The organism is Zavarzinella sp. (assembly GCA_041399155.1).
In the GTDB taxonomy this organism is placed as follows: domain Bacteria; phylum Planctomycetota; class Planctomycetia; order Gemmatales; family Gemmataceae; genus JAWKTI01.
In genome coordinates, this window is sequence record JAWKTI010000001.1 from 788,588 (window position 1) to 814,428 (window position 25,841).

Here is a 25,841-nt window from a genome sequence, read left to right on the forward strand (position 1 = left end):
AATTACTCCCAGGTGCGTTGCGATGGTCACCTCTGGTGACACGCCAACTGGTGAACAGCAAGAGGATAACCACGTGCAATTCATTGCCAAGGTGGTTTGATTCTGATATGCCCACCAATGTGGGTGCCAGAATCTAATTTCCATTCTGATAGCTTACACGTTTTGACTTCATTTCAAAGCGTGGCAGCGTACCTGCGGGGACCAAAATTACTTCTGGTCGAAACAACAGTTCATTTCGCACGGCCTGTTGCAATGCGGACACCACGTGGGTGTGGGTGGTTTCAATTTTCAGCACCAGATCGGCCAGTGGGCCGTTCTGAGCCACAATAATTTCAAATTCGGCGATTTCCGGAAATCGGCGGACAATCGCTTCAATGGCACTGGGATAAAGGTTATTCCCACGAATGTGAATCATGTCGTCGGTGCGGCCAATAATCCCACCGTGGAGAAATAATCCCTGTGCGGTCTGCTCCCCACGCACCATGTCGCCGGTGCGATATCGAACCAGGGCAGAACCTTCCCGCCTGGGGTTGGTCAGCACCAATTCCCCAGTCTCACCATCATGGACGTTTTCACCTGTGGTGGGATTCACAATTTCCGCCCGATAAAAATCGTTCAGCACCAGCATCCCAGGTGGGGCACCCGCTGGTTCGACGGCAACTGGGCCAATTTCCGTCATGCCATAATGATCGTAAACTGCTGCTCCAAAAGCATTTGCGATGATTTCCCTGGTGCCAGGTATCGAACCACCTGGTTCCCCAGCCACAACCAGTTTCTGGATGGAAGAATTGACCAGATCGAGCGATTCAGCCTCGGCAGCCTCCACCAGCCTCAACGCATAGGTGGGGGTACAACAAATCACCGTTGCCTGATGATCAAGCATCATCCGCAATCTGGCGGAAGTGGTAAGACCGCCACCTGGAAGGACCAGGCAGCCCATTTTCATCGCTGCTTCGAAGGCAGTCCAGAAGCCCAGAAACGGCCCAAAAGAGAACGGAAACATGATGCGATCGGCTGGACAGACACCCACGTGGTGAAAAATCTGTACCCAGCAATCGATTAAACTGCCCCACCCACGTGGGGTATCGAGCCACCGCAATGGTTGGCCTGTGGTGGTGCCGGAAGTCTGGTGCAGTCGGCTGTATTGCTCTAACGGTTGGCTGATAATACTGCCATACGGTGGGTGCTGCAATTGGTCCTGCAGCAATTCCGACTTGGTGGTAAATGGCAAATCTGAGAATTTTTTCACGGAAAGCGTGGCGAATTTAGCCTGATAAAATGGACTGCTCTGCCGCACATCCGACAGCAGTGCCTCCAATTCCGCATCCGGCAATAATTCGCGATCAATCACAGAAAAATCCCTAACTAATTCAGAAGCAATTACTTACGTTGATTTCACACTTAGTTTTTTGCCGCTTTGGCATTCTTATTGCCAAGAATCCCTGGCAGCATCACGCCTGGCAGATGAATTTTCTGCTGGCGGGCCAGTTCCAGCACCAATTTGGGATATTCTGGCCATTTCCCTTCCGCAGCCCGCAGCTCTTCGAGGCGATTGGTCTGATTTTTGGCCAGCACCCGCTCCAGGTTGCTGATTGCTGGCTGTAACATCGCAGGCATTTCGGTGCGATTAGTGGGACCAAGTGGTTGCGGCAGTGTTAACTTCTTTTTGCGTAAGTATTTAGCGAGTTCTTCACCGAATCGTGGACGCTTATTTTCTGCCCGTTTCAGATCTTTGGTTTCCGCACGTCCCTGAATTGGGCTGTCGGGTGGGCCACCAAAGTTCTGGTCATGAGTGCGTAAATATTCCTGATTTTCGGGGCTGAGATCGGCAAAATTCGCGGGCCCCACTCCACCTGGCAGGATGGGGTATTTTTCAGTCAATTCAATCAGTTTCACCAGGAGTGCCAGCGTCTCTTCATCCCCACGTTGCAACTGGTCGAGGTCTGCCGCTTCCTTGGAATTCACCATGGGCAATAAATTTTTGATCAGAGCATCAATTTGTGGGCGAAGATCGCGTGGTATCAGGTTATTGGTGCGACCATCACGCACATCGAGCCAGAATCGACTGGTGATTGCCCAGTGTTGCTCGTTCTGGCTGGCAGTGGTACGGATTTCGGCCAGTTTCTGCCCACGTATATCGGCGGGAAGTGCCTGCACCTCTGTGCGTTGTCGTTCTGGCAGTTGCGAAAGGAAATCTTTCTCCCGCAACTGCTGGATAATCCCCAGCTTTACTTCGTTGGTGGGTGCTTCTCTGATCTTTTTTTGGTTCTCTACTGGTAACGAATTCAGCCATTGATTAAATATTTTTAATATTTCTTTGTGATGTTCCTGGTCTCCCGCATCCAGTTCGCGAAACTGCTGGTCGATTGCCTGCAATTGCTGCTGTCTTTCCACAGGTAACGAGAGCAAAAAAGCCAGTTGTCGACGCAGATAGTTGCGGTCGTTGGCATCAAATGGCTTATCCAGATTGCCGTAACCCACGCGAAAATCGGTGCCAAACAGTTCCGGTTTGCTCAATTCCTGAATAAATTCTAATGAATCCACTTCACGATAGAGCCGCATGTTCTGTAACAGCGACAGGTGGTCTACCATCATCTGGTTGGAATCGACCTGATTGTTCTGGGTGGGAAAAAGCCTGTTCCGAAGTTGGTAACTGCCAACCCCGGCAATAAGGCAAACCAGCACGCAAAGAATGGGAAACAGCATCCCACCGTTCCTGGTGGGTGAAATGCCCGTTGCAGGTAACGTTTGCTGGTTGGTAGCACTGGAACTGGCCCCCACCGGAATAATCATGGAAACCGTGTTCTGGGTGAACGATTCAGAAGGTTTTGCACGTGGCAGAAAATCAAGAATATCCCACGTTCGCTGGTGGGTTTCGGCTTCGGCACGCAACTTCGGATCGATGCTGAGCTGGGCAGCAATCTGCTCCGCTTCGTCATCTTCCAGTTCCTGATCGAGGAATGCAATCAGTTGCTCGGTCTGCTCCAGATCTTCCTGGTTGGGCGGCAGTTTCTCCGGATCAGGTGTTGTCATCTTCGGCCTCCTCATCCGGTAAATCATCACCAGGCGGAGGGCCATCCATATAGATGTAGCCTGCCAGTGCCGCACGCAAACGAAGACGAGCCCGGCATAACAACGATTTCACTGCTTTGGTGGTCAGCGACATGATTTCGGCAATTTCTGCATAACTCATGTCTTCAAACTTATTCAGCACCACAGCCAGTTTCTGGCGTTCGTTCAGGGTATCCAAAGCCCGCTGGACATGCTCTGCCAGTTCAGATTGTCGCATTCCAAACGAAGGTGTCGCACCATGATCGGGCAACTGATCCGCTTTAGGGTGCTCGCCCAGGTGGGATGGGGAATCGATGGAAGTTGCGTTCTTTTTGCTTTTGTTTCGCAGGGCATTCATCGCCAGATTGTTGGCAATTGTGAACAGCCAGGTCGAAAAGCGTGCGGTGGGCTGATAGGTTTTGCGATTCCGGTACACCCGCAGGAAAACTTCCTGTGCCAGATCCTCCGCTTCTTCAGCATTCCCCACAATGTGTCGCAGAATCCCCACCATGCGTGTTTGATAATTCTGCACCAGTTGAGCAAATGCTTCGCGGTCGTCATTGCGCACACGCAGCATCAACCGAATATCGGGATCGTGGATCACGATCTGTGCACTGGTATTGCCGGTCGACACAAACGCTACCTGTTCCATGCAAAGCAAGCAAAAGCAAGCAAAAGGCCTATCTATACACTTTAACCAATTTCCCGCCAACTTACCAAGAGAAAGAGAGAACTTCCCACAGGAGTTTGGGCAGAAAATCTGCTGGCACAAAAATAAATGAAAACTCATTCATTTTTGAGAGATGTGGCACAGTGGGGGTGGGTGCCACCAGATTGATTTCGTTGACAGTGGAAAATATTTGCCCCGGGTTGAACGGGTAAAAATCAATTCAGGCCAGAACGGAGAACCGATACTGAAATGGTAGTTTTTTCCGATTTTTCTGGTTGGTTAAGTTTGAACGCCCACTGTTCTGTGCTAGATACTGTTATCCCCCTGGTGCAAACGGGAACAGAGAATCGGCTTTTCCCAAGCCGAAAGTTGGTGTTGTGGTTCAGGACGGGCACGCACCGATCTTAAAATTTGGCTGAACTTTCAGCCAGGGAAAATTCAGTACTCCGAGGGGGGAGTACTGGATGAGCCAGGCTGCTCATGGGAAGGACGGGACCCTTTAAGTTTGTCTGGTGTCCGGCTCTCTGAATAAGAGAGCCGGATTTTTTTTGCACTTTTTTCTGTTTCTTGCCCCATGGCTGCAAGGCTTCAGCAGATCATCAACTGAAAAGATACCCCACCCGCGAGCAACTTATTGCCAATCGGTGCCGGTTGGAGATGTTGGAAGCAACGCACTTCAGTGAAAGGAATACGATTCCGCTCAGTGTTCTACTGTGCGACGCCCAGCCTCTCTTCGGCGTTCAAAATCTCCCAAGTAGGCGATGCGAAGTACATGCGCGTAGTACGCCAATAAGGTTCCGATCGGGATGGCGATGATAAGAAGGTAAGCCAATCGCGACCATCGTCGGCTACCTCGGAGAGTTGCTGATAACCCAGCCGCCCCTGCTAAACCTGCAAGACCGTATAACAACCTCATCAGCCACACTCCCAAGTCTTGGGTGCGGTTACCGGACATCGGCAGACTTGCCCCACCAAAGATCACACAGACGATGAGCAAAAACACGATCATCGCACGGTTGTCTCGCTGTTCAGTTGAGTCAGTCAAGGAGTCTGATCTTGGAAACGGTGATCTCTTCCCCACGCGATCAATCTCCCAAACGCCAATGTTGTCCGCGATTAAGCAGATTCACGGAGTGGATACGAAGCGATTCCTGCTCCAATCGCTCACTTAAGATGCCTACGGCCTCAACTGAATTCAGAATAATCTCTACTGCCAAAAATACAACGAAAAACTGGGGCGTTTCGTCAATCACCGGCGATTCTCTTTTCCTGGGACCGTGGACATCCTGCAAGCTTTTTGTCAATTCCACCTATCATCGAAGAGTTTTCTTGGTAGCATAGCTGCCTAAATGAAGGATCACACCTCATATTTCTAGCCCTAAAAAGCTATTTTGCACACAACCAAGACGTTACAACGAACCAGATCGGACTGAATTGCCGCTTGTCAAAGATTTCCATACCTGCAGGTTGGCTTTTCCACTGAAGGTGGCACCGATAGTCAGCAATTGTGGGAACAACCGCACCACAGGTGAGGTAAAGCCCTGTAAGGCGCGCGACATTGCCCAGCGGGCAATCCAGCCTGCGTGGTGGATCCGATTAGCAAAGCAGCGTTTCCAGGCAGCATCGTACTGTTTACCGATTCGCTCCAGTTCATCGGCCTGCCATTGCCCTGGGTGGGGGCTGCTGCCCAGCATTCGTGCCAACAAAAAACCCGCCTGAATTGCCATGCTGATCCCTTCTGCAACCACGGGGTGGGCTTCACCCGCAGCATTTCCTACCTGAAAAAGTCCTCCACGCGACTGGATGCGGATACCGGGCTGGATGGCACCCGTGGCTAACCATTTTTCTACGAGCGTGGCATTGCCCAGGGTCTGGCGAATCCCACGATTGGTGGTCAGAAGGTGCTCAAAGATCACATCCGCAGCTGAGGTGTGCGAACTGGCCTGCCGCAGATGTTCCAACCGATCTCGACGAATACAAAGCGAGATGCTTGTGAGAGAATTCTCACAATTAACCATGCCCCCATAGCCACCTGGGAAAGCCAGCAGTGGCATCAACTCGGTGGGCAGTTCGCTTTGTCGAAAATGTGCCTTAAACCCAAGCATATCATGAGGTTGCGACGATTCCTTGGTGCGTTGGGTGGGCATCGGGCCGTAATCCCACGACCCATGAGCAGCCACCACAACTGGTGCCAGCACGGATTGCTGGGTGCCGTTCTGTTCCAGATCAATCTGGTAGCCACCAGGGATGGTGTGGTAGGCGGTAACTTCCGCAGGCTGAAAAACGACCGCACCCGCATCGTGGGCCCGTTGCAGAATCAGCGTATCGAGGTGCTGTCGACTGAATGCCCGCCCCCACGTGGTGAACGGCTGGGGCCTGGGCAGTGGAGCCGCACAGATCTGCTGTCTGCTGAACAGCCCCACGCGGGAGACCGGGGGGCCTGCCAGAAATAGAAATTCGTCCAGAATGCCTAATTGGCGGAATAGTTCCAGATTGGTGGCACTGAGGTATTCCCCACAGACTTTCCGCCGTGGGAATGCCTTTTTTTCGATCACGGCCACCCGCACGCCCTGTCTGGCTAATGCCAGTGCGGTGGTGCCACCTGCAGGGCCCGCGCCCACCACAATTACATCGTGCGTCCTGTTCTGCATGAAATCTCTTTTGGGCAGGAGTGTTATTTCTTATTGTAGTCGCGATGAAGAGCAGTTTTGCAGGCGCGATTCCCACAGTTGCTGGGCATGGCCCGAATTGATCTGATTAACTGCTGGTGGTGGAATCCACAGCGTATTGTTGCAGTTGCTCCAGATCGACAAATTCCAGGCTGGCCATGTGGCAGCCTTCCAGAATCACTTTGGGTGCCATCCCTGCTTCCAGAGCTTCTTTCCAGCGTGTCACACACAGGCACCAGCGGTCGCCAGGTTTCAGCCCGGGGAAACCAAAAAATTGGTTTGGCGTGCTCAGGTCGTTCCCCGCACTTTTACTGAACGCCAGAAACTCGGCAGTCATCACCGCACAAACCAGGTGCAGGCCCACATCATCCATCCCGGTATCGCAGCACCCGGTGCGGTAAAACCCAGTCATTGGATCGGTGCTGCAGTTTTTGAGTGGCCCACCCAGCACATTTTTTGCATTGCTCATTTTTTTCTCATCTTGCGTCTTTCCAATTATTATAGTTGTTCGCTTGTGGGAAAACCGTTATTCCTGCGCAGGTGGCAATCCCATTCAACAAGTTTGCGTTGCCAGCACTTTACCAGTTCTGACAGCAGAAAGAATCAAATTCCCCACCTGAAACGACACTGTGTTGGTGACGGTTGTTGGGTTGCTTTGGTTTATTGGTTTTCGTTCGAGTTTCAGATCAGGATTCCCGCCTTCGCGGGAATGACAGTTGCTGGTTGGTTCGGTTTTTTGGTTTAGTTCGAGTTTCAGATCAGGATTCCCGCCATCGCGGGAATGACGGTTTTGATCATCTCTGATCAGCTTCGCGAGATCCAGATTACTTGAACTTGATCACGAGGTCGGTTTTCGCGCTGTCGATTGTTACTTCCACATCGGAATCGCCATCCTCACTGCTCTGATACTTCACATGAAGCAGTTTTGCCAGCGGTTTATGTTCCGTGGTTTTGAACTGCACATATGCCAAATACTTACCTGGTACCACTTTGTTTTCACCAGTCTGGTTTGACAGGGTAAAGTTACCAGAAGCATCAATATTGCCGCTGGCACCGTGCACACCACCGACAGGACGTAAAATCAGCGTTCCCCCTTTCAGAGGCTGGCCGTTGGCAAGAAATACTTTGCCACTAACCTCAACGCCATCTTCCTTGGAAACTGAGGGTTTATCACCACAGCCAATGAGAGAAACAATTACAAAACAAATCAAGATTCGTGGGATCATTGGGTAATTTTCTGCTTTGTTTTCAACGAAAATGTTTGATGCCGAGTAGTGAAAATAGATCAACAATTAGTTGATGTCGTTACCCAGCAGGTCACCTGCTTTGGCAGTGACTAATGCTGCAAACGTGGCATGGCTGATGCTGGAACGCAGAAAACGAACCGAACCATCAGCGAGGCAGACATTCATTCCACCCGTGTGGAACGAATACGGCTCACTGTCGTTGTTGCAACTCATGATGCAACGACCGGTGCCGGAGCTACCGTTGATGGCACCAGTCACCTGATCGGTCCCATCCATGGAGCCTGCACCACCATCGGGATCAGACCAGCCAAATCCTTCCGGACGTGGGAGAATCGTGCCTTGGTCACGACCAAGTAAAAACCAGTTGGGTCGAGCGGCGGATTCCATGAACATCACCGTGTTGCTGCTGCCATCGGTAATTCCCGTAATAGTCGTTTGAGTGTTTGAATTCAACGCACCATCGTGGTCAGCGGTGCCTGCAGGATTGGTCAGGCCGTTTGCAGTGTAAAACCGATGACGCAGGCGGTGCATTACAATGTAATCGCTTGGGCCCATGACATTACCATCAACTGCGGAGCCACTACCAGCAGCAGCCCGACGATTGTTGCCTGCTGGGGAAGAAGGGCAAACGAAGGTGGGGATCACGGTGCGGCCAGCAACTACGTTGTTGCCCACATTCCAGGCGATGTTTTTGTCGTATAAATTGGCCAGGTTGCCCTGTTCAATGTAATCTAGTACCACCACGGTCCAACTCATCCGGTTGCCAGCCAGGTCATACGGACGCGACAGGGGCAGAGTGCCATAAGTGCTCTCATAATTGTGCATCGAAAGACCACATTGCTTCAAATTGTTGCTGCACTTGGCCCGGTTCGCAGCTTCGCGAACTTTCTGCACTGCGGGCAGCAGCAGACCGATCAAAATGGCGATGATGGCTATAACCACCAACAGTTCAATCAGTGTAAAACCACGACGCACGACAAATCGTGAGGAACTCATCCACTTCTCCGAAAATATGAGAAAACCATGAACAGCGTGATGCTGAAAAAACTATACTAGTTCTGCGAAGTGGGGCCAAAGTGAAGATTTGATTAAGATATCATGAAGATATGACGTTTGTCCGATTACTTCGCTATGCGAAAACGTGCGGTCAGCGGAAAGTGGTCGCTGAAACCCCGTTCGCCAGTATGTTTATCACCACCAAAGCGAAAAGGTTCCTGTTTTTTGCCAAAACGCATCTCGGGTGGGGCGAAGATGTTCGCACTGTTGGGTACCAGTTGCCAGCCTTTTCCATCCAACAGGCCACGGCTGACACAGATATGGTCGAAAATGGCCCAGTTTCCACGGCCATAGACCGTTCCGGACGGGTCCCCATTCCAATCGGCGAATAATGCCAGCAAACGGGGTTCCCGCAACGAATCCCGCACCGTATCGGTGCTGCGGGAAACCTTCAGACCCTGCTGCAGGCTGGCATCGTTAAATTCGTCGTTAAAGTCTCCACAGACAATGACTTCCGCATCAGGATTCGCTGTCAGAATTGCCCGCAGACGACCATAACAGTCGTTGGCGTAACTCATTCTCCGGCTGCCATCCTCATCTTTATCGGTCACTCGGCTGGTCCAATGACCAGATAAGATCACCAGTTCCTGCCCATCTGCCTGGAAATGGCCTTCCAGCACCCTCCCATTGGTGCGTGCCCCGAAGGTGCGTGTTCGGTCGCCCAACGCTGGAATCCGGCTCAGGTAACCTGGGGCAAAAAATCGCCCCCCACGGTCACCCAGAAAGACCACATGGGTGTATTGCTGGTCTGCCCTGCCGGCACTGCGAAGTTTAGCATTCATCGCATCTTTGACCGCTTCCATGCACCGAATGCTTTCCACTTCGATCAAACAGGCAATGTCCGGGCCACTTCCCTCATTGATTTTTAATAATCCCTCTGCCACGCGGTTCACTTTGGTGCGGAACATGTCTGGATTTGCAGCAAACCAGTTTTCGCTGTCATCGTGCACCTTGGGATCATCCTGATCATCGTACAAGTTTTCGACATTCCAGACGGCCAGCGTCATTTCCCCCACCTGTGGGGCGCGGCCGGAATTGCCATTTCGCTGACCAGGTGCAGGACAGCCGGAAAGACTGACCACCAACACCACCACAATAATGATGAGGACCAACCCAAAGAGTGGTGCACGGTATTTCATCGGCAGGCTACTGATCAACCGCATGCCTGTGCGATAAAGCATCTGGTAAATCGGGCCGTTCGATCGCCTTCGCATGGTGGGTTTCCTACCTTGCATGTTCTTCCTGGTCAGCAGGTGAAATCCTGCCTCATTTTGTAAATTTTCTATTTATCGGAATGTTTGCACACCTTACAATAATTTATCGTGTACTGAAGTTGACTTTGTTCAGGAATTTCACCACCAATTCAGAAACGGCATGGACCCACTTCCCCAACGGATGGTCGAAACGGATGTGGCACTACAGGAGTGCTGCGACGATATTCTACAGGCTCGTCTGGTGGGGTTTGATATTGAATTTATCAGTGAAAATACCTTTACACCCGACCTCTGCCTGATTCAGTTAGCCACCCACAACGCGTTATATATTGTTGATCCCCTGTCGAAAAAGATTGGAGGACTCAAACAACTATACGAATTATTGGTGGGGCCGGAACGCACCGTCATTGTGCATTCGGGTCGCGAAGAGGTGCGGATGCTGATGGAGCACCACGGGGATTTTCCCACCAATCTGTTTGATACTCAGGTGGCAGCAGGCTTTGTGGGGCATCGGTTTCCATCCGGCTACAAAACGCTGGTGGGTGACATCGTCAAACGAAAAATTTCTAAAAATGAAACGCTGACCCACTGGGATCGTCGCCCGTTGACCGAAAATCAACTGGCCTATGCCTTTAATGATGTGCGTTTTTTAATCCCGCTTTATGAAAAATTGTCCCACCAACTGGAGGAATTGGGACGCACAGAGTGGGCGGTTGAAGAAGTGGCCAACCGCACCAAATACCACACGGAAGACCGAATTGAATCGGAACGGTGGCGAAGACTTCGGGGTGTTGGGGACCTCAGCCAGCGTTCGCTGGCAATTCTGCGTGATTTGTTCAACTGGCGGGAAAATCAGGCAAATACCGAAAATATTGTGGTCCGCAGGATCATGGGCGATGATCAGTTGGTGGATATTGCCCGTAAAAGCCCCACGCGGTTCAACCAGATTTCAGAAATCCGTGGGGTCAATCGACGTTATACGTCCGAAATCTTTGCCGTGGTGACAAAAGCACGCGAATTACCCAACGATGAGCTGCCGGCACCACTGGAAAAGCGCAATGATAACGATGCCGTGATCACCATTTCTCAGGTTGCATACAATTTTCTGGACGACTGGTGCAGTAACCACCGCTTATCGATCAACCTGACAGCGACGGTGCCTGATATTCGCCTTGCCGTACGAGCGATGGCGGGCAAAAAAGAACTCCCACCCACTAATATCTTCAGCAGTGGGTGGCGAAACAACATCGTCTGGCCAGTGCTGGAAGCCTTTATTACCGGCAAAAAAGCCATTCGGGTGGCACGCTATTCCGGCAAGCACCCATTTGATTTCTATGATTGTGAAGATTTAACGAATCAACAAAAAAGCCTGCTGGAAAGCCAGCAAGCCAACGTAGATCAGGATGAAAACGCAGAACAAAGCAGCCTTGAAGAGCCTTCGGAAGATTAGTGGGATTTCATGTAGGTTTTCAGGCCTTCTTCAGTGGGCTTCATCGCACTGGCACCTGGTTTCCAGTTAGCGGGGCACACTTCACCGTGCTGTTCAAAGAATTGCAGAGCATCCAGCAGACGAATCGCTTCATCAATGTTGCGGCCCAATGGCAGGTCGTTGATGACCGAATGACGGATCACGCCTTCTTTATCGATCAGGAAGGTGCCACGCAAAGCCACCCCACCTGGGAGCAGAACACCGAAATCGCTGGAAATCTTCTTGGTCAGGTCGCTGACGAGCGGGTACTTCAGCCCACCGAGGCCACCTTCGACGCGTGGGGTGCGGATCCAGGCCAGGTGGCTGAACTTACTATCCACCGACACGCCAAGCACTTCGCAGCCGCGTTTGTGGAACTCTTCGATCTTATCGGAAAACGCAATGATTTCCGTGGGGCACACAAAGGTGAAGTCCAGCGGATAGAAAAAGACAATTACGTATTTCCCACGGTAATCCGAGAGGGAAACGGATTTGAACTCTTCATTAACAACGGCATCGGCAGTAAATTCGGGTGCAGGCTGGGTAACAAACGCGGCCATGGAAAATTTTGCTCCGTAAAATTTGGAATCGGTTTCTATTTTTGTAGTCAGATATTGGCCGATCGAAAAAGATTCTTGGAAATCCATGATCTTGCGGAAGAAAATTGCTGTCCGGTAGATACCATTGCGGGGTAGAAGGGCACCAGCCGCAATTTCGGCCCAGAACACAATGACATTTGCACAATAGACAGAACAATAGTGTTGCCCACAATGCCATTCAGAAAGATGAAGGAGAAATGAGAATGTCTAAGGCCTGGGTGCACGCAGAGTCTTCCGCCCGCAAGTGGGGTGGCAAGCCGGACGACTACATAGCCATTCACGAAAAAATGGACCAGACCAAAATGGCCCACGCCGAAGTCACCCACCGTGCGGTGTTTCACCACGCGTTCGGCATCTATATCATGGAAGACATTTTTGGACGTACATTGACCAATTCTGATGGCAAACTGGTCCACGTTCGAGACATCGCCGAACAGCACGTACTGGAAGATCTGGGGTTTATCCCCAGCCTGAACGATTGGCTGCGAGAAATGCCCAGCCAGCCCTGGATGGCCGGCCAGCGTAAGCAGAAAATGACGCTGGTGGATTAATCTGGCAACGGCGTAAATGTTGTTGAGGTCGGTTTGCCTTCATCGCCCGATGCAACAGTAAGGGGATTTTTTGCCGTTTCTAGATAGTCAGCGTGCAAATTGACCGCCAAGACGCCACGTCGCCAAGAAGTCAAGTTTCTTCATCATTTACAGATGACAACACGAACCGGAGGTGATAGAGAGGGAATTTGCCTGTGAGCCGACGGCATTAGCCGCGATCCCAGGATCATCCGGTCTTGCTCCCCCTTCCTTGTCTTTTTGACCTCACCCCGACTTGCTCCCCCTTCCCTGCGAGGGAAGGGGGCTGGGGGGTTAGGTTTGCTTTTCGCCGCAGCGATTCAAGGGGATTTTTTCAAAATCGACCGCAAAGCCGCGAAAAGGACGTGGGAGTAAAACGAGGCGGAAGCGAGTGCATGAAATTACTCAATGCTACTTCCAGATGCATCGTTCACTTTAGGATACCACGTTTTCCTGCGATCTGGTACGATGATTAAATCAAACCAAGAGCCCTGTGATGAATGATGCACTACAGGTGGAATTGCTGGAACTGAATCAGGTGGTAGCCCGATTACAGATTCATCTCCGCTTCGATTATCAGGCGGGAGATACCGTCAAAGGGTTTATCTGTGGGCCGTATGCTGAAAAATCGCAGATGATCGAATTGACTTATCCACTTATCTTTCCAGAAGTTAGTGGGTCCCCAGTGGTGGGGCGTTGTACGATTACGGAACCAGTGCTTGCCACCCCCACCCGTGCGGTAAATTACCTGCTGAAAGTGGAACAATATCGCTCTGGCGAATTGCACGAAATCTGGCAGAAAATGTTGCGATTTACACTGCCAGCGAGTTGAGTATTTCGGAATATTATTCGGCTGGTGTTTCAAGTAACTTCTTCAAATTGGCTGCAGCCGTGCGCGTCTGTTTTTTGATCCCGATACGGATCATTGGCTGAAACAGCTTCCCGAGGAACTTCTTGGGGATAATTTCAATCGTATGAATCGTTGCAGCACCTTCCGGGACTGGGGCCACGCGCATATCGACAAACACATCAAATGCAGGATCGGTATATTTGCAGTAAAGTCGCTCGCCGGGGATTCGGTCAAGAATCTCACCAACCATTTCTTTCTGGCCAAAACCTTCCTTAAAAACGTATCGAAGCTGATCGCCCACCTGGTTGGGGCCATCACCCACTTTGCTCAGGCTGATGCAAGGTGGCAGCCACTTGGCGGTCAGCGGCAAGTCATCAATTGCAGCAAACGCGCGTTCAGGAGAGACCGCAACCGTTTCCACATGTTCAAATCGTACTGGCATCGGGATTCCTCACAGTTCATTGATCTCGTGTGATGATACCATACTTCGCCGATCGGACAAAATGTCAGCAGGGTGGGGAGCAACCTGCGTCGAAAGAGCTGGCTGTAACGACAGTGAACTTGATTCGGCTTGATGACTTGGCAACAACTGGACGAAATAGCGTGCCTGAATGCTTGCCGGCGGGATTCGGCCAACGTGACACGCGTATTCATCGTCAGAACCCTATTGGACGCAAGTATTTGGCAGACCATAAATTACGACGGATGCGTTCGTGTTCAGGAGGCTCTCTCTCCCACCTCATCCTCTGAAAACACTGAATAAGCACCTTTGGGCAATTCCACCCTTTACCCACAGCACAAGTTACAAACCTGTTACATCCCACGGTGCAGTGGGGCAGCCAGTCTTCCGAACATTCGGCTGATTATTGGATTGATTCAGCAGAATTTTCCGTACCGCTGTGCACCAAGTGGGTAATCTGGTGTAGAATGAGGCAGTCAGGCCCACTTCTGTGTGAGAAGCCAGTCGATTGATCTGTCGGAGGATTTCCGAATCATGTTGCTACGCACCACCTTTCTTGCCGTGTGTATCACGGTCGCACCCGCATGGGCCCAGCCTGCCAATCCCGTAAAGCAGGCAATCGACAAGGGAGCCGAATATCTGGCGGATGTTTACAAAGAAGAATTTCCAGGTTCCCACGCACTGGGCAAATCGTGTCTGGCGGGGATGGCCCTGCTGGAAAGTGGGCGTAAAGCCGATGATCCGGTGGTCGAAAATATCGCCAATTTTGTCCGCTCCAAAGCACTTTCCAACAATTCCACTTACGAAGTATCGCTGGTGATCATGTTTCTGGATCGCTTGGGAGTGAAAACAGATCTGGGATTGATCCAGTTCATGACTCTACGGCTGCTTTCCGGTCAGAATGGCGATGGCACCTGGTCTTATAGCTGTGGGTTGCCTCTCCGTGGGAACGAAGAGGCGATGTTAAGTGCCCAATTGGTAAATATCACACGGTTGAAGACCCCACCGACGCCGAAACAGCCTGAAAAACCCCAGCCCAAGGACCGCACCGATATTGATTTGCCCAAAACACCCGGAAAAGCCACCCCAATCAAGCCTCCTGCCAAGGTCGCTGACCCGACACCCACCGTGCCGGGCCTGATCAAGGGACTGGAAGGTTTTGCTCGACTGGTCAATCAGGGCCGCAAAGGGGGTGGTTTTGGCGACCATTCCAATACCCAGTTTGCCACCGTGGGCTGCTGGTGCGGTCGGCGACATGGAGTGGATGTCACTGTGGCGATGGAATTACTGGATAAACATTACCGTTCCTGCCAGAGTGATGATGGTGGCTGGAACTATTCCAGTGTGCTGGGTAGTGGCGGGCGGTCGACGCCCGCAATGACCTGTGCCGGGCTGATTGCTTTGGCGATGGCCCACGGAAATCGTGAGGCAAAAATGAAGGCACGGCCACTGGCACCCAAGCCAATTGCCGAACCGGTTGAGAAAGAGCCAGCAAAAGAAGAAATAAACGATGTTGCCCTGGATGCCGGCCTGAAGTGCCTTGGAAAATTCCTCGCCGACGAACAGGGTGATGGCCAGAAAAAACGCAAGCAACTTGCCACCAATATGTACTTCATGTGGTCGCTGGAACGCACCGGTATGATGTACGGCCTGCAGACCATCGGCAAGATTGACTGGTATTTGTGGGGGCTGGATACGATTCTTGATACCCAATCACCGAATGGCAGTTGGGAAATGGGTGGTTACCACGGTGCTGAACCAATCATTAATACCTCGTTTGCGATTCTCTTTCTCAGTCGGGCGAATCTGGCAGAAGACCTGACCGCCAGCCTGAAGGGGAAAGTACGCGATCCGGGGATTGCCCGCCTTGTCGGTGGGGATATTTCCAAGTTTACTCCCGGCACCAAGCCAATGGATAACAACGTGGTCGCACCCAAAGAGCCCACCCCGATGCCGATGGTGCCTGGTTCTGGCAATCCGCCGAAAACTACCCCGGGAACCACCCCACCTGTGGTACCGGTGGTGCCTGCCAGTGAATTTGAAACTAAAGTAGCCGCACTGCAAAAACAGTTTGATGCTTCCAGCGACGATGACAAACAGGAAGTATTAAAGCTTCTGGAAACCAGCCGAGGCGGGGAACATACCGAGGCACTGGCACGCCTGGCACGTGGCAATTCGGGCGATCTCCAGCAGCAGATCCGCCACGCACTGGCAAAACGCCTGACACGGATGAACCGGGCCACCCTTCGTGAGATGCTTCGGGACCGCGATGAGGAAGTCCGCTCCGCAGCGGCACTGGCAACCGCAGGCAAAATGGAATCGAGCCTGGTGCCAGATCTGATCCGCTTACTGGCCGATACAGAACCGTACGTGGTTCAGGCAGGACGCACCGCCCTGCGAACCCTGGCAAAGGTGGATCATGGCCCACCGGAAAACCCATCACCTGCAGAGAAAACCAAGGCGGTACTGGCCTGGCAGCAATGGTGGCAGGCAAATAATCGCTGATTTCTCAATTCTTGAACGCCCAAAGAAATATCAACCGTCATTCCCGCGAAGGCGGGAATCCAGGGCAATCAACTCGAATTCAAATCGTATTGACTGTTTTGTGAGCCAATGTCGTTCGCCGAGCGGTTGGTGTTGGACCTAGTGACCTTATTATGAAAATCTATTCATGAACAATTGACCCACCGAAGCCACTGATCAGCAGGCCAGTGGGCACCATCGGCTTTGCAGCAGGCATTTCCGGTGGCACTTCCAGCAGGGAATCACGCAGATAAATCACATCCTGATGCCGATCCGGACCATCCGGTGCGGGCAGGTATGCCTTCGACAGATCGATATTTTCTTCCCCCACGTGGGCAGCAATGGGTTGGGATTTTGGCACCGTAATCGGCGGAACATCTTTTGCAGCAGTCACTTGCGACGATTCTGTTTGTAGTGGCTGTTGCCAGTTCATCATGAGAATGGTAATCGCCAACAGCACCCCTGCGATTCCCAGGCCCAGCAGGATTCGCTCTATCATTTGGATTCCTCCCGTTGAATGCAGCCACGATAATGTATTTGTTGCAATTTTCCAGCCCAAGTTGCGAACCAGCGACAGCTCACCGCAAATTACCCAGATTGCCCAGATTGCCCACTGAGCACACTTTCCCGAGGTTTGGTATAATCTTAGGCTTGTGGTGAACTGCCTGATCGCAACAGAGTCCCTCACGGAAACTCTTTCTCACAGCCGTCAGCGACGAGTTGGGGACTAATCGTCATTGACTAATTGTTCCTGTTTTTGATTGCATTTTTCTAATTTGAGATTATTCTGAATTTGGTGATGGCCGCAGGTGGCCTAAGTGAGCGATTGAGCAGGAATCGCTTCATATTCACTCCGCGCTCTGCTCAATCGCGGACCCGTTCGGCGGTGGAGGGTGTTCCTATGTTCGGTTGGTCCAAGAAGAATCCCCAGTCGCACGGCCCGGATTTCTCGGCCATCGACTCCCAGGCGAAGGCCATCGAGTTGTTCGAGCGGGGCGACTTGGAGAAGCTATTCCTTATGCCGTTGGAGTTCGGCGGCACGGACAACGCACTCAACACGCTGTACGTCCCGGTCGGGATTGCCGACATCAAGGCAGGGATCGACACCAACGTGATCGGGCCGCTGGCGGCCGAGGGCAAGATCACGAAGTACACCGCGTCCCCGGAGTATCAGGGCAAGAGCTTTATCCCCATCGCCATCAAGATCGTGGCGTCCGATCCCGGCGACTTCACTACCACGATCATCATCTGGGGAGAGGCTCTATCCCGCGAGTAAAGGCACGCCTAACCAGCGATTGAGCATATACAAAGTGACGGCCGCAAGCGGCCTAACCAGCGATAGAGCATATACTAAAAGTGACGGCTGCAAGCGGCCTAAGTGAGCGATTGGAGCAGGAATCGCTTCGTATTCACTCCGCGACTCTGTTCAATCGCGGACACGTTATCTTACTAAAATGCTGCTCATCGACTCCAAACCACTGACAATCACCACATCGCGATCGAAGCTCGCATTTACAACGACCGGCGGCACTAACTGGAAAGTTTGGGATCGATTCATCTCGTTAGGCGATGAGCAACTATTTCACATCGGCAATATTTGCGGTACCTGTGAATTCTTCTTTCGCCGTATGACTGAGGCTGCCGTACCCAGCTTCGAAATCGAACGTGTCAAAACGGAGCTTGAAGTCGGTATTTCGGCAATCGACCCTACGGCAGCCACGCTTGCGGAAATAATGCCAAACGGCAAATACGTTGTGGCCCTCTTTGAATGCCAGCCAAATCAAGCTGGCACTGACAGCACTCCGGATTATTTTTCACACGAACAACGGCTAGCGTGGCCGGACTATGACGATGATCCATCGCCCGAAACTTGGTACTACCGCGGAGACTCGACGGCGATGCCCGACCAACAAATGTTGTTCGAGTTTTACGTTCCGCTCTACGATTCTTCGCTGCTTAACAATGAACGGGTTGAGTATTACAAATCGGTCATCAAGTCTGGTTCGCGTCCAACCGCGATTTCACTTTCTGTTTTGGATGTAAAAGCACCAATGTCATTTCCCGAAGACGAAGACGGGAACGAGATCGAGCCTGAGTTTAGAACACATTGGTGCTTTGCAAACTACCTGCTTGATGGACATCACAAGGTATTTGCATCCCATTCATTGGGCATTCCAATTACAATTTTGTCGTTTATCTCTATCGATCACTCGTGGCAACAGATTGACAAGTTGATCGCGCACTACCATGATCAACAGATAAACAAACGGCGAACCTGAGCCGACGATCGGGCGTTTCGTGAAGTCAAAGTCACTTGGCAGGTATCCGTTCGGTGAACGACTGTCTTGTGTAGCGTGGTAAGCTGCTGGTTTCTTGTTTCAAGGAGATCAGTGATGCTGAAGAATCGTCGCAATTTAGAACTGGAACAATCTTGGCGAGTGCATTTGCAGCAGCAATTGACAAGTGGGTTTTCGATTGCGGAATACTGTCGTCAGCAGAGTTTGAGTGCGATTCAATTTTATTTTTGGAAACGAACCATTATGCAGCGAGAACAGGAGATTATTTCGATACAGCCCAAGTCGTTTGCTGGTAAAGCAGAACCAATGCCGTCAAAATCTTCCGCTGGTAAACGACAGGTGGCACCAAAGGTGGCAGCGGGTGAAACTGCCCAGGCATCAGCACCAGTCAACCATCAGCCCGGTGCACCAACAAGCAAGGAAGCAGAACCGCCCGCGTTCATCCCGGTCGTTTTTCAACATCTCAAGGTTCCACAATATAGCGATACGCCGATCGAGATTATTCTGTCTGGTCAACAAACGATCCGCGTACGGGCGGGATGCGATCGGCAATTACTAGCAGAAATCGTTCACCTGCTGGGAGAATCATCATGCTGAATCTGCCCGACAGCGTGCGTGTATTCGTGGCCACGCATCCCGTGGATATGCGGCGAAGTTTTGATGGCTTGTGTTTCCTGGTTCAGCAATATTTGGGTCAGGATCCGTTGTCTGGTGATCTGTTTGTCTTCCGCAATCGCCGTGGCGACTGCTTGAAATTGCTCTGGTGGGATCGTGATGGCCTGGCCATCTGGTACAAACGCCTGGAACAAGGCAACTTTCTGTTTCCGAAAGATCCCAGTGCCGTTCTGACGTTGACCGGCATTGATCTGCAACTGATTCTGCAGGGAATCGATCTGAGTAAGGTTCAACGTCAGCATCGTTATCAGCGACCAGCCGACTGAAGATTTCACTGGCAAATCAGTTCTCAATTGATTTCAGAAAAAATATCAAAATTCTCCATGATTGATTGATTGATAGTTTTTGCTACCTCGCGTCTTAATAGTATGAGCGAGTCATCGGCTGATCACGATCCTTCTCTACCCGTTGACCTCGGTCAGTGTCATGAAATAATTCGGACAATTTCCGAAAAGTATCTGCAGCAACAAGCACTGATTGAATCCCTTCAGAACCAGATCAACAACCTGATGCGATCTGGTCGGAATCAGAAACGGGAATATTTTGACCCGGGCCAAGGGGAGTTATTTGAAGAGCCGGAACCGGAACCAGAGCCTGTTATCGAACTCGAACCTGAACCAGTTATCGAGCCAGAATCGCCAACTCGTCGCAAAGGTCATGGACGCAAGCGGCCACTGACAGATTTGCCTCGGCAGCGGGTAGTGATTGATCTTGAGCCGGAACAGAAAACCTGCTCCTGCTGTCACCAGCCGCTGACAAGAATTGGCGAAGTGATCAGTAGTCGTTACGAATACAAACCTGCTTCAATATTTGTGATGGAGTTTGCCCGTCAGAAATATGCCTGTCAACGTTGCCTTGATCGCCGGCCTGCGGATAACAACCCTGTACCCGTCAATGACTTGATCCGCGTGGCAGAACCACCTGCAAATCCGATTCCCAAGGGAAATGCTGGACCTGGGTTACTGGCTTTTATTCTGGTCAGTAAGTTTGTTGATCATCTGCCGCTGCACCGGCTCGAACGATTGTTTCAGCGAGCCGCTCTGAAGTTATCTCGCTCTACAATGTGCAGTTGGCTGGGCGATGTCGCGCAATTGCTGGAGCCACTTTATTGCTGGATGCTGGCGGATCTCTGCAATCCCGGGTAATTCATATCGATGAAACCAGTTTGCCACTGCAAAAAAGATAATCAGCGTCAGTTGCATCCCGCCCGCATGTGGGTAGCGATTGGTGATGCACTGCATCCGCATCTGATTTATGACTTCACACTGAGCAAAGCACGCGCAGGGCCAGAAGCACTGCTGAATGATTACAACGGCTACTTGCATGCGGATGCAGCCAACTTGTACGACCAGTTGTACACCCGGCAAAATATGACCGAGGTGGCGTGCTGGGCACATGCGCGGCGCAAGTTTCATGAGGCCCAGATTACGGCACCGCTGCAGGCTGCGCGGGCCATGGTGCTGATCAGCAAACTGTATCGGATTGAAAAGGAGGTAACCGTTCACCGGTTCGGGAATTGGCCTTTCGCAAATTTCAGCCATTTTCTATAATCCGGTGATGGAAATCGAGTCGTTCAATTCCGAATGTCCTGGGTGCCAGCAATTGCTCAAGCAGGTTCATTTGCTGCAACAACAGCTGATGGATCAGCAACAAATTATTCAGCAACAACAAAAGACAATACTGGCGCTGGAAGCTCGCATTCGTGATCTGGAAGACAAGCTGAAACCGCCTAACAAGCAAGAACCTGCAGAAAAAGAAAAATTAGCTTCCCAAAAGCCGACTGGTCGCAAACGCGGGGCACAACATGGTCACAAGGCAAATCTGCGAAAACCCTTGCCTCCTGAAAGTGTGGACTCCTTTATCAAGTTCGTGCCAGAAACCTGTTCTCGCTGCCACAAATCACTTGTTGGCTGTCCGAATCTACCTGAACCCAGGATTCATCAGCAAGTTGAACTGCCACAGCAGCCTTTAATCGTAACACAATATGAAGGTCATTCCCGGAAATGTGCTGATTGTGGACACACAACGGCGATGACCATTCCTGCCGAGTACCGCAACCATTGCACCGGTCCTCGATTGACAGCTGCTCTGCTATGTATGGTGGGTCAGGATGGATTGAGTAAACGGTCAATCGAACGAACTTGCAAAACGATTTTTGGCATAGACATATCCTTGGGAACCATCAGCAATCTGGAAGCCGAGGCAATTCCGGCATTGGACGCACCTTATGAGGAAGCTCGTGAGAAAGTTAAAAACGCTGATGTAAAGGGGTTTGATGAAACGGGCTGGAAAGAGGCGGGCCACAAACGCTGGTTATGGACAGCGATTGCGGCAAAGATTCATATCGTAGTATTTCTCATTCATGCACGTCGCAATATTGATGCATTGAAAACGTTTATGGGTGAAGCACTCCTGGATTTGTCAGTACGGATCGCTGGAAGGTATATGTGAAGAACCTTCCTGAAGATAGCCATCAATTATGTTGGGCACATTTGAAACGCAACTGGGAGGCATTGTCCAAACGAAGTAAGCGAGCGACAAAACTCGTGGATCACTGGCTTGAATTACACAAGGAAATATTTGAGCTATGGCATATTTTTACGAGAGATCATCAGATAAGTCGCCAAACATTGCAACAGCGGATGAAACCGTTGAAGGAACGCGTACGCACGCTGCTGAAACAGGGGCAAGGTAGTAAGGACCAAACAGTTGCAGGGTTTTGCGAGAGGGTGGCCAAAGTAGAAAGGCGTTTATGGCTGTTTGTCGACCATGAGCATGTTCCGCCAACGAATAATGATGCGGAGCGTGTACAACGTCGCGCTGTGTTGTGGCGGCGACGCAGCTTTGGTTCTCAAAGTGCTCGTGGCTGTCGGTTCGCAGAGCGAATCCTGACGGTATGTGAAACATTGAAACTACAGGGGAGAAACGTATTAGATTATCTGGAAGAAGCGATCAACGCACACCGGAAAGGCAAACCTGCACCGAAACTTGCAACAACATAAGTGAACGGTTACAAAAGGAGATTAAGAAGGATCTGGCTGAGCAGTCCTGGGAATTGTCTGTGCAGGAAGCGTCTCGAGTGCAGATTCGCCAGGAAAAAGCAATTCCCGTGTTGAAAGAATTGCACGATTGGCTGCATGCGGAGGCACCAAAGTTGTTGCCCAAAGCCCGATTGCCAAAGCGGTGAACTATGCGTTGCGCCATTGGCAGGCCCTGCACCGATATACCGAGCAGGGGTATTTGAATATTGATAATAATGCCGCGGAGCGGGCATTGCGAGTGATTGCCCTGGGACGCAAGAACTGGCTGTTTGCAGGCAGTGAACAAGGCGGTCGCAATGCAGCCATCATCTACAGCATCGTGCAATCGTGCCTGCACGCGGGTGTGGAGCCGCAGGCCTACCTGACCGATATCCTGGCAAAACTGCCCACCTGGCCCAAGGATCGCCTGAGCGAGCTATCCCCTGCAGCCTGGAAACCTCAACAATTCGACAACAACAATCCCACACCATCCTGAATCCATCTACCCGATTCTAAACAATTGCGAAATCTCAACGAGCTCTGCAAGTTGTGAGAAACTCAACTCACGGATGTATGAAATCAGAACAGTCGTTCACTGAACGGGTACCTTGGCAGCAACCGGGTTAGCTTGGTCGTTAAGCAGGCTTAACGGGTCTGCGATTGAGCATACAGTAAAGGTGACGGCTGTAGGCGACCTAAGTGAGCGATTGGAGCAGGAATCGCTTCGTATCCACTCCGCGCTCTGCTCAATCGCGGACCTGTTCGGCTCGGAAAATGAGGTATCATGCTTCCGTTTGATGATCCATTGTGGACGGAATTGTGTGCCAGCAGTAATTGTAATGCCATTTGGTTGCGGCAATGGCTGGTACAACTGCTCGACCACCCCGATGATGTTGTCCTGTTCGGGCAAGATTGCTGGAGCCTTTGTTCGGAAGAGGTGACGTGGGCTCCGGCCTTCGCCGCTGCTCCGTATCTGGTGGAGATCGCGCGCCGTGCCGCGCCACCAGCAAGGTTGTACCAAGTCTGTTTTCTTGGCGAGGTCGCCATGTACCGAGTTCCGCCCGGCGAGTCGGAGCAGTGTTCTGCTTGCCCGACCACACTGGAGGCGGACTTCCGCGGCGCCATCGCTTCCGCCTCCGAAATGGCGATTGCATTGTTAGCGCACGCAACCGAAGAGGCCGATGTTCGCTGTCTGTTGGCGGCTCTGGCAGCATTCAAAGGGTATATTGAACTGGCTCGCGGCATTGTCGATCTCCAACATTCTCAGAGGCCGAAAGTACCCGCAGAGGAAATCGAATTTTGACTGGGTTTCGAGATGCTGGCCCTGGAGGATTTCTCGCTCCCAGGAACTTCCTCTACTGTAGACAAGCGTTTCAACAAATTTCGGTTGAATTATCTCATCAGAGAAAGGTAAAAGTGCTTGTTCAGCAATTAAGGATACCCTACACCTTGGGGTAATTTTTTTGAAATTTTTAACAGAATGAACCGCGATTGAGCATACAGTAAAGGTGGCGACTGCAGGCGGTCTACTTAAGCGATTGCAGCAGGAATCGCTTCGTATTCACTCCGCGACTCTGCTCAATCGCGGATCTGAGCTTGAAATATCAAGGTAAGGGCTATGCGGGGGCGGGCGTACCGAATCCATCAGATGAATCGCGCCAGAGCACGTGCGGCCCGTTATCTGCGGTGGCTCTTCGCTGATAACGCATGGGTGACCTCGAGGCAAGTAGCTCGCTATGCCACAGACCGGGCCCCATGCTCGTGTTTCCTCTGCGGCAACCCACGCCGCCATACGGGCGAGCGGACCTGGCAGGAGACAGAGCAAAGCAAGTCCGAACCAGGAATGATTTAAAAGAAAACCAGATAAGCTCCGCGAGTGGACTGAAACTGAGCCGATTGACGCGTTCCGCGTATTAGCACACGCAAGTGGGCCATTTTGAATTTCAGGACGAATTTTCAGTTCAGACCATAACCTCCAACGATTTGTGGCAGCAGCAACACCCCCAGTAAACAGCATGTTGCAATCAGCAGGATGGGTACTTTCCAGTGCCGCAGGAGTACGAATGCCAGAATGGCGATTGCCAGATCCGGTGGCTGGTGGATCGTTGATACCCACAGCGGGTTGTAAAGTGCGGCCAGAAGTAAGCCCACCACGGCTGCATTGACACCGATCACCATCCGGCCCATCGTGGGGAACTTGCCCAATCGTTGCCAGACAGGCAGTGCGGCAGCCATCAGCAGAAAACCAGGCAGAAAAATCGCAATCAGGGCAACAGTGGCATACCACCAGCGAATCGGTTCGGTCGTGGTCATGAACCCCAGATAAGCCGACAGACTGAACATCGGGCCCGGGATCATCTGTGCGGCACCGTAACCGGCAAGAAATTGCTCATTGGATAGCCAGTTCTGCCCCACCAGTGATTGTTGCAAGACCGGTAGCACTACGTGCCCACCACCGAAAACCAGAGAGCCCGCCTGATAAAAACGGTGGGCAATCGACAAGGTATGCACCGTGGGGCGATTCAAAACCACGAAACCAAGCAACAAAAATGAGAAAATAATGAGAATTGCCACCGTGGCACGCACGCTGTATCGACAGCGGATGTTCTGGTGCGTCTGATCTGTTGGTCGACACCAGAGCCAGCCAAGCAGTGCCCCACCCAGAATGATCAGTAGTTGGGCATAACCAGTGGGGAATAAAATCATGCCAGCGGCGGCACCTCCGGCAATGCTGGCAGTGCGGGCATCGGTGCAGAGCGTTTGAAACATTCCCACCAGACCATTCGCAACCACCACCAGGGCCAGGATTTTCAGAGAATGGATCAGCGGCACCGCAATATTCCGGTCGAAGTGGGGCAAAAACAGTCCAAAACAGATGAGTAGGAGTGCAGAAGGCAGTGTGAAGCCCGCAAAGGCGGCCAGTCCTCCTCGGAGTCCGCCATGCATCAGGCCGAGACTGAACCCCAATTGGCTACTGGCTGGTCCAGGTAAGAATTGGGCAATGGCCAGCAATTGGCCGAATTGTGCCTCGCCAAGCCACTGTTTTTTCAGCACCAGTTCCTGTCGAAAGTAGCCAATGTGGGCAATCGGCCCACCGAAAGAGATGCACCCCAGCTTCAAAAAGGTGGTGAAAATCTCCCAGGTACTATGAGGTGAGGCAAGCGGTAATTGCGTTGACGACATACTCTTTTGTTAGATGCCAACCGGGACATTTCCACCACGAAATGGGTGGGAGATGACAACACAATGACAATCGTACAGGCATCAGTGTTCCACGTGGAACATTTTCGATATTCGTTCGAATGTTGTAATATTATGCACCTTCTGTTTGCGATTTCTGATGAAAAGTGGCCTAAAAGTTGCTGCAATTTACCCACTTTTTGAGAAAAAATTCAGATTCGGCGCGAAGAATTAAATTCTTGTGTGAAATGGTCTGATTCAATTGCGGGCATTGTGACACGAGTTATAATTCC

26 protein-coding genes and 1 pseudogene are annotated in these 25,841 nt (G+C 51.5%); 14 read left to right on the top strand and 13 right to left on the bottom strand.

Going from position 1 to position 25,841, the window contains the following annotated elements:
• Positions 1-133: 133 nt before the first annotated feature.
• The 9 genes from R3B84_03310 to R3B84_03350 form a co-directional block, all read right to left on the bottom strand.
• Positions 134-1,351 (bottom strand): AMP-binding protein, encoded by a 1,218-nt coding sequence (locus R3B84_03310; GenBank protein MEZ6139578.1) that lies wholly within the window; start codon positions 1,349-1,351, stop codon positions 134-136.
• 50 nt (positions 1,352-1,401) lie between these two features.
• Complete coding sequence (locus R3B84_03315; protein MEZ6139579.1) at positions 1,402-3,033, bottom strand: hypothetical protein; 1,632 nt, start codon at positions 3,031-3,033, stop codon at positions 1,402-1,404.
• Positions 3,020-3,685: a sigma-70 family RNA polymerase sigma factor gene (locus tag R3B84_03320; GenBank protein ID MEZ6139580.1), complete on the bottom strand. Its 666-nt coding sequence runs from the start codon at positions 3,683-3,685 to the stop codon at positions 3,020-3,022. Before R3B84_03320 ends, R3B84_03315 begins: the two co-directional genes overlap by 14 nt.
• A gap of 736 nt (positions 3,686-4,421) precedes the next feature.
• The gene (locus R3B84_03325; GenBank protein ID MEZ6139581.1) at positions 4,422-4,766 is read right to left on the bottom strand and encodes a hypothetical protein; all 345 of its coding nucleotides are present in this window, start codon (positions 4,764-4,766) and stop codon (positions 4,422-4,424) included.
• 364 nt (positions 4,767-5,130) lie between these two features.
• Positions 5,131-6,372, bottom strand: a complete 1,242-nt coding sequence (locus R3B84_03330) for an NAD(P)/FAD-dependent oxidoreductase (GenBank protein MEZ6139582.1) — start codon at positions 6,370-6,372, stop codon at positions 5,131-5,133.
• 106 nt (positions 6,373-6,478) lie between these two features.
• The gene (locus R3B84_03335) at positions 6,479-6,859 is read right to left on the bottom strand and encodes a DUF2237 domain-containing protein (GenBank protein MEZ6139583.1); all 381 of its coding nucleotides are present in this window, start codon (positions 6,857-6,859) and stop codon (positions 6,479-6,481) included.
• A 355-nt stretch (positions 6,860-7,214) separates the two neighbouring features.
• Entirely contained in the window at positions 7,215-7,616 is a 402-nt protein-coding gene (locus R3B84_03340) for a carboxypeptidase-like regulatory domain-containing protein (GenBank protein MEZ6139584.1), read from the bottom strand.
• A 66-nt stretch (positions 7,617-7,682) separates the two neighbouring features.
• Positions 7,683-8,633: a DUF1559 domain-containing protein gene (locus R3B84_03345; protein MEZ6139585.1), complete on the bottom strand. Its 951-nt coding sequence runs from the start codon at positions 8,631-8,633 to the stop codon at positions 7,683-7,685.
• Between the two features lie 125 nt (positions 8,634-8,758).
• Complete coding sequence (locus R3B84_03350; GenBank protein ID MEZ6139586.1) at positions 8,759-9,907, bottom strand: hypothetical protein; 1,149 nt, start codon at positions 9,905-9,907, stop codon at positions 8,759-8,761.
• Positions 9,908-10,067: 160 nt separating this feature from the next.
• Between R3B84_03350 and R3B84_03355 the strand changes: the two genes are divergently transcribed.
• The gene (locus tag R3B84_03355) at positions 10,068-11,357 is read left to right on the top strand and encodes an HRDC domain-containing protein (protein MEZ6139587.1); all 1,290 of its coding nucleotides are present in this window, start codon (positions 10,068-10,070) and stop codon (positions 11,355-11,357) included.
• Here R3B84_03355 and R3B84_03360 read toward each other — a convergent pair.
• Positions 11,354-11,935: a peroxiredoxin gene (locus tag R3B84_03360; protein MEZ6139588.1), complete on the bottom strand. Its 582-nt coding sequence runs from the start codon at positions 11,933-11,935 to the stop codon at positions 11,354-11,356. The two genes, R3B84_03355 and R3B84_03360, sit on opposite strands and share 4 nt — an antisense overlap.
• 242 nt (positions 11,936-12,177) lie before the next feature.
• Here R3B84_03360 and R3B84_03365 point away from each other — a divergent pair, with 242 nt between their 5' ends.
• Entirely contained in the window at positions 12,178-12,525 is a 348-nt protein-coding gene (locus R3B84_03365; GenBank protein ID MEZ6139589.1) for a hypothetical protein, read from the top strand.
• Between the two features lie 514 nt (positions 12,526-13,039).
• Positions 13,040-13,375: a hypothetical protein gene (locus tag R3B84_03370; protein MEZ6139590.1), complete on the top strand. Its 336-nt coding sequence runs from the start codon at positions 13,040-13,042 to the stop codon at positions 13,373-13,375.
• Between the two features lie 13 nt (positions 13,376-13,388).
• On the opposite strand, the gene R3B84_03375 is transcribed toward R3B84_03370, so the two are convergent.
• Positions 13,389-13,835 (bottom strand): SRPBCC family protein, encoded by a 447-nt coding sequence (locus R3B84_03375; protein ID MEZ6139591.1) that lies wholly within the window; start codon positions 13,833-13,835, stop codon positions 13,389-13,391.
• Between the two features lie 552 nt (positions 13,836-14,387).
• Here R3B84_03375 and R3B84_03380 point away from each other — a divergent pair.
• On the top strand, positions 14,388-16,358 hold the full coding sequence (locus R3B84_03380) for a HEAT repeat domain-containing protein (protein ID MEZ6139592.1): 1,971 nt from the start codon (positions 14,388-14,390) through the stop codon (positions 16,356-16,358).
• A 160-nt stretch (positions 16,359-16,518) separates the two neighbouring features.
• Here R3B84_03380 and R3B84_03385 read toward each other — a convergent pair whose 3' ends face one another.
• Positions 16,519-16,875: a hypothetical protein gene (locus tag R3B84_03385; GenBank protein ID MEZ6139593.1), complete on the bottom strand. Its 357-nt coding sequence runs from the start codon at positions 16,873-16,875 to the stop codon at positions 16,519-16,521.
• Positions 16,876-17,277: 402 nt separating this feature from the next.
• On the opposite strand from R3B84_03385, the gene R3B84_03390 reads away from it, so the two are divergent.
• The 10 genes and pseudogenes from R3B84_03390 to R3B84_03435 all read left to right on the top strand — a co-directional run bounded on the left by R3B84_03390 (position 17,278) and on the right by R3B84_03435 (position 24,220).
• Entirely contained in the window at positions 17,278-17,652 is a 375-nt protein-coding gene (locus tag R3B84_03390) for a hypothetical protein (protein ID MEZ6139594.1), read from the top strand.
• A gap of 178 nt (positions 17,653-17,830) precedes the next feature.
• A complete protein-coding gene (locus R3B84_03395) occupies positions 17,831-18,655 on the top strand; it encodes a hypothetical protein (GenBank protein MEZ6139595.1) in 825 nt (274 codons plus the stop codon).
• A 114-nt stretch (positions 18,656-18,769) separates the two neighbouring features.
• On the top strand, positions 18,770-19,270 hold the full coding sequence (locus R3B84_03400) for a hypothetical protein (protein MEZ6139596.1): 501 nt from the start codon (positions 18,770-18,772) through the stop codon (positions 19,268-19,270).
• Positions 19,264-19,614, top strand: coding sequence for an IS66 family insertion sequence element accessory protein TnpB (tnpB, locus tag R3B84_03405; GenBank protein MEZ6139597.1), 351 nt, complete (start codon positions 19,264-19,266; stop codon positions 19,612-19,614). The genes R3B84_03400 and tnpB overlap by 7 nt, the downstream gene beginning before the upstream one ends.
• Positions 19,615-19,857: 243 nt before the next feature.
• Positions 19,858-20,898, top strand: a pseudogene (locus R3B84_03410) (IS66 family transposase).
• Between the two features lie 7 nt (positions 20,899-20,905).
• On the top strand, positions 20,906-21,799 hold the full coding sequence (locus R3B84_03415; protein MEZ6139598.1) for a transposase: 894 nt from the start codon (positions 20,906-20,908) through the stop codon (positions 21,797-21,799).
• A complete protein-coding gene (locus tag R3B84_03420; protein ID MEZ6139599.1) occupies positions 21,796-22,350 on the top strand; it encodes a transposase in 555 nt (184 codons plus the stop codon). Before R3B84_03415 ends, R3B84_03420 begins: the two co-directional genes overlap by 4 nt.
• A 127-nt stretch (positions 22,351-22,477) precedes the next feature.
• Complete coding sequence (locus R3B84_03425; GenBank protein MEZ6139600.1) at positions 22,478-22,864, top strand: transposase; 387 nt, start codon at positions 22,478-22,480, stop codon at positions 22,862-22,864.
• Between the two features lie 288 nt (positions 22,865-23,152).
• Positions 23,153-23,671 carry a hypothetical protein gene (locus R3B84_03430; protein MEZ6139601.1) on the top strand — a complete coding sequence of 173 codons (519 nt, stop codon included), beginning with the start codon at positions 23,153-23,155 and terminating at the stop codon, positions 23,669-23,671.
• A 345-nt stretch (positions 23,672-24,016) separates the two neighbouring features.
• The gene (locus tag R3B84_03435) at positions 24,017-24,220 is read left to right on the top strand and encodes a hypothetical protein (GenBank protein ID MEZ6139602.1); all 204 of its coding nucleotides are present in this window, start codon (positions 24,017-24,019) and stop codon (positions 24,218-24,220) included.
• A gap of 104 nt (positions 24,221-24,324) precedes the next feature.
• On the opposite strand, the gene chrA is transcribed toward R3B84_03435, so the two are convergent.
• On the bottom strand, positions 24,325-25,551 hold the full coding sequence (gene chrA, locus R3B84_03440; GenBank protein MEZ6139603.1) for a chromate efflux transporter: 1,227 nt from the start codon (positions 25,549-25,551) through the stop codon (positions 24,325-24,327).
• Between the last annotated feature and the right edge of the window lie 290 nt (positions 25,552-25,841).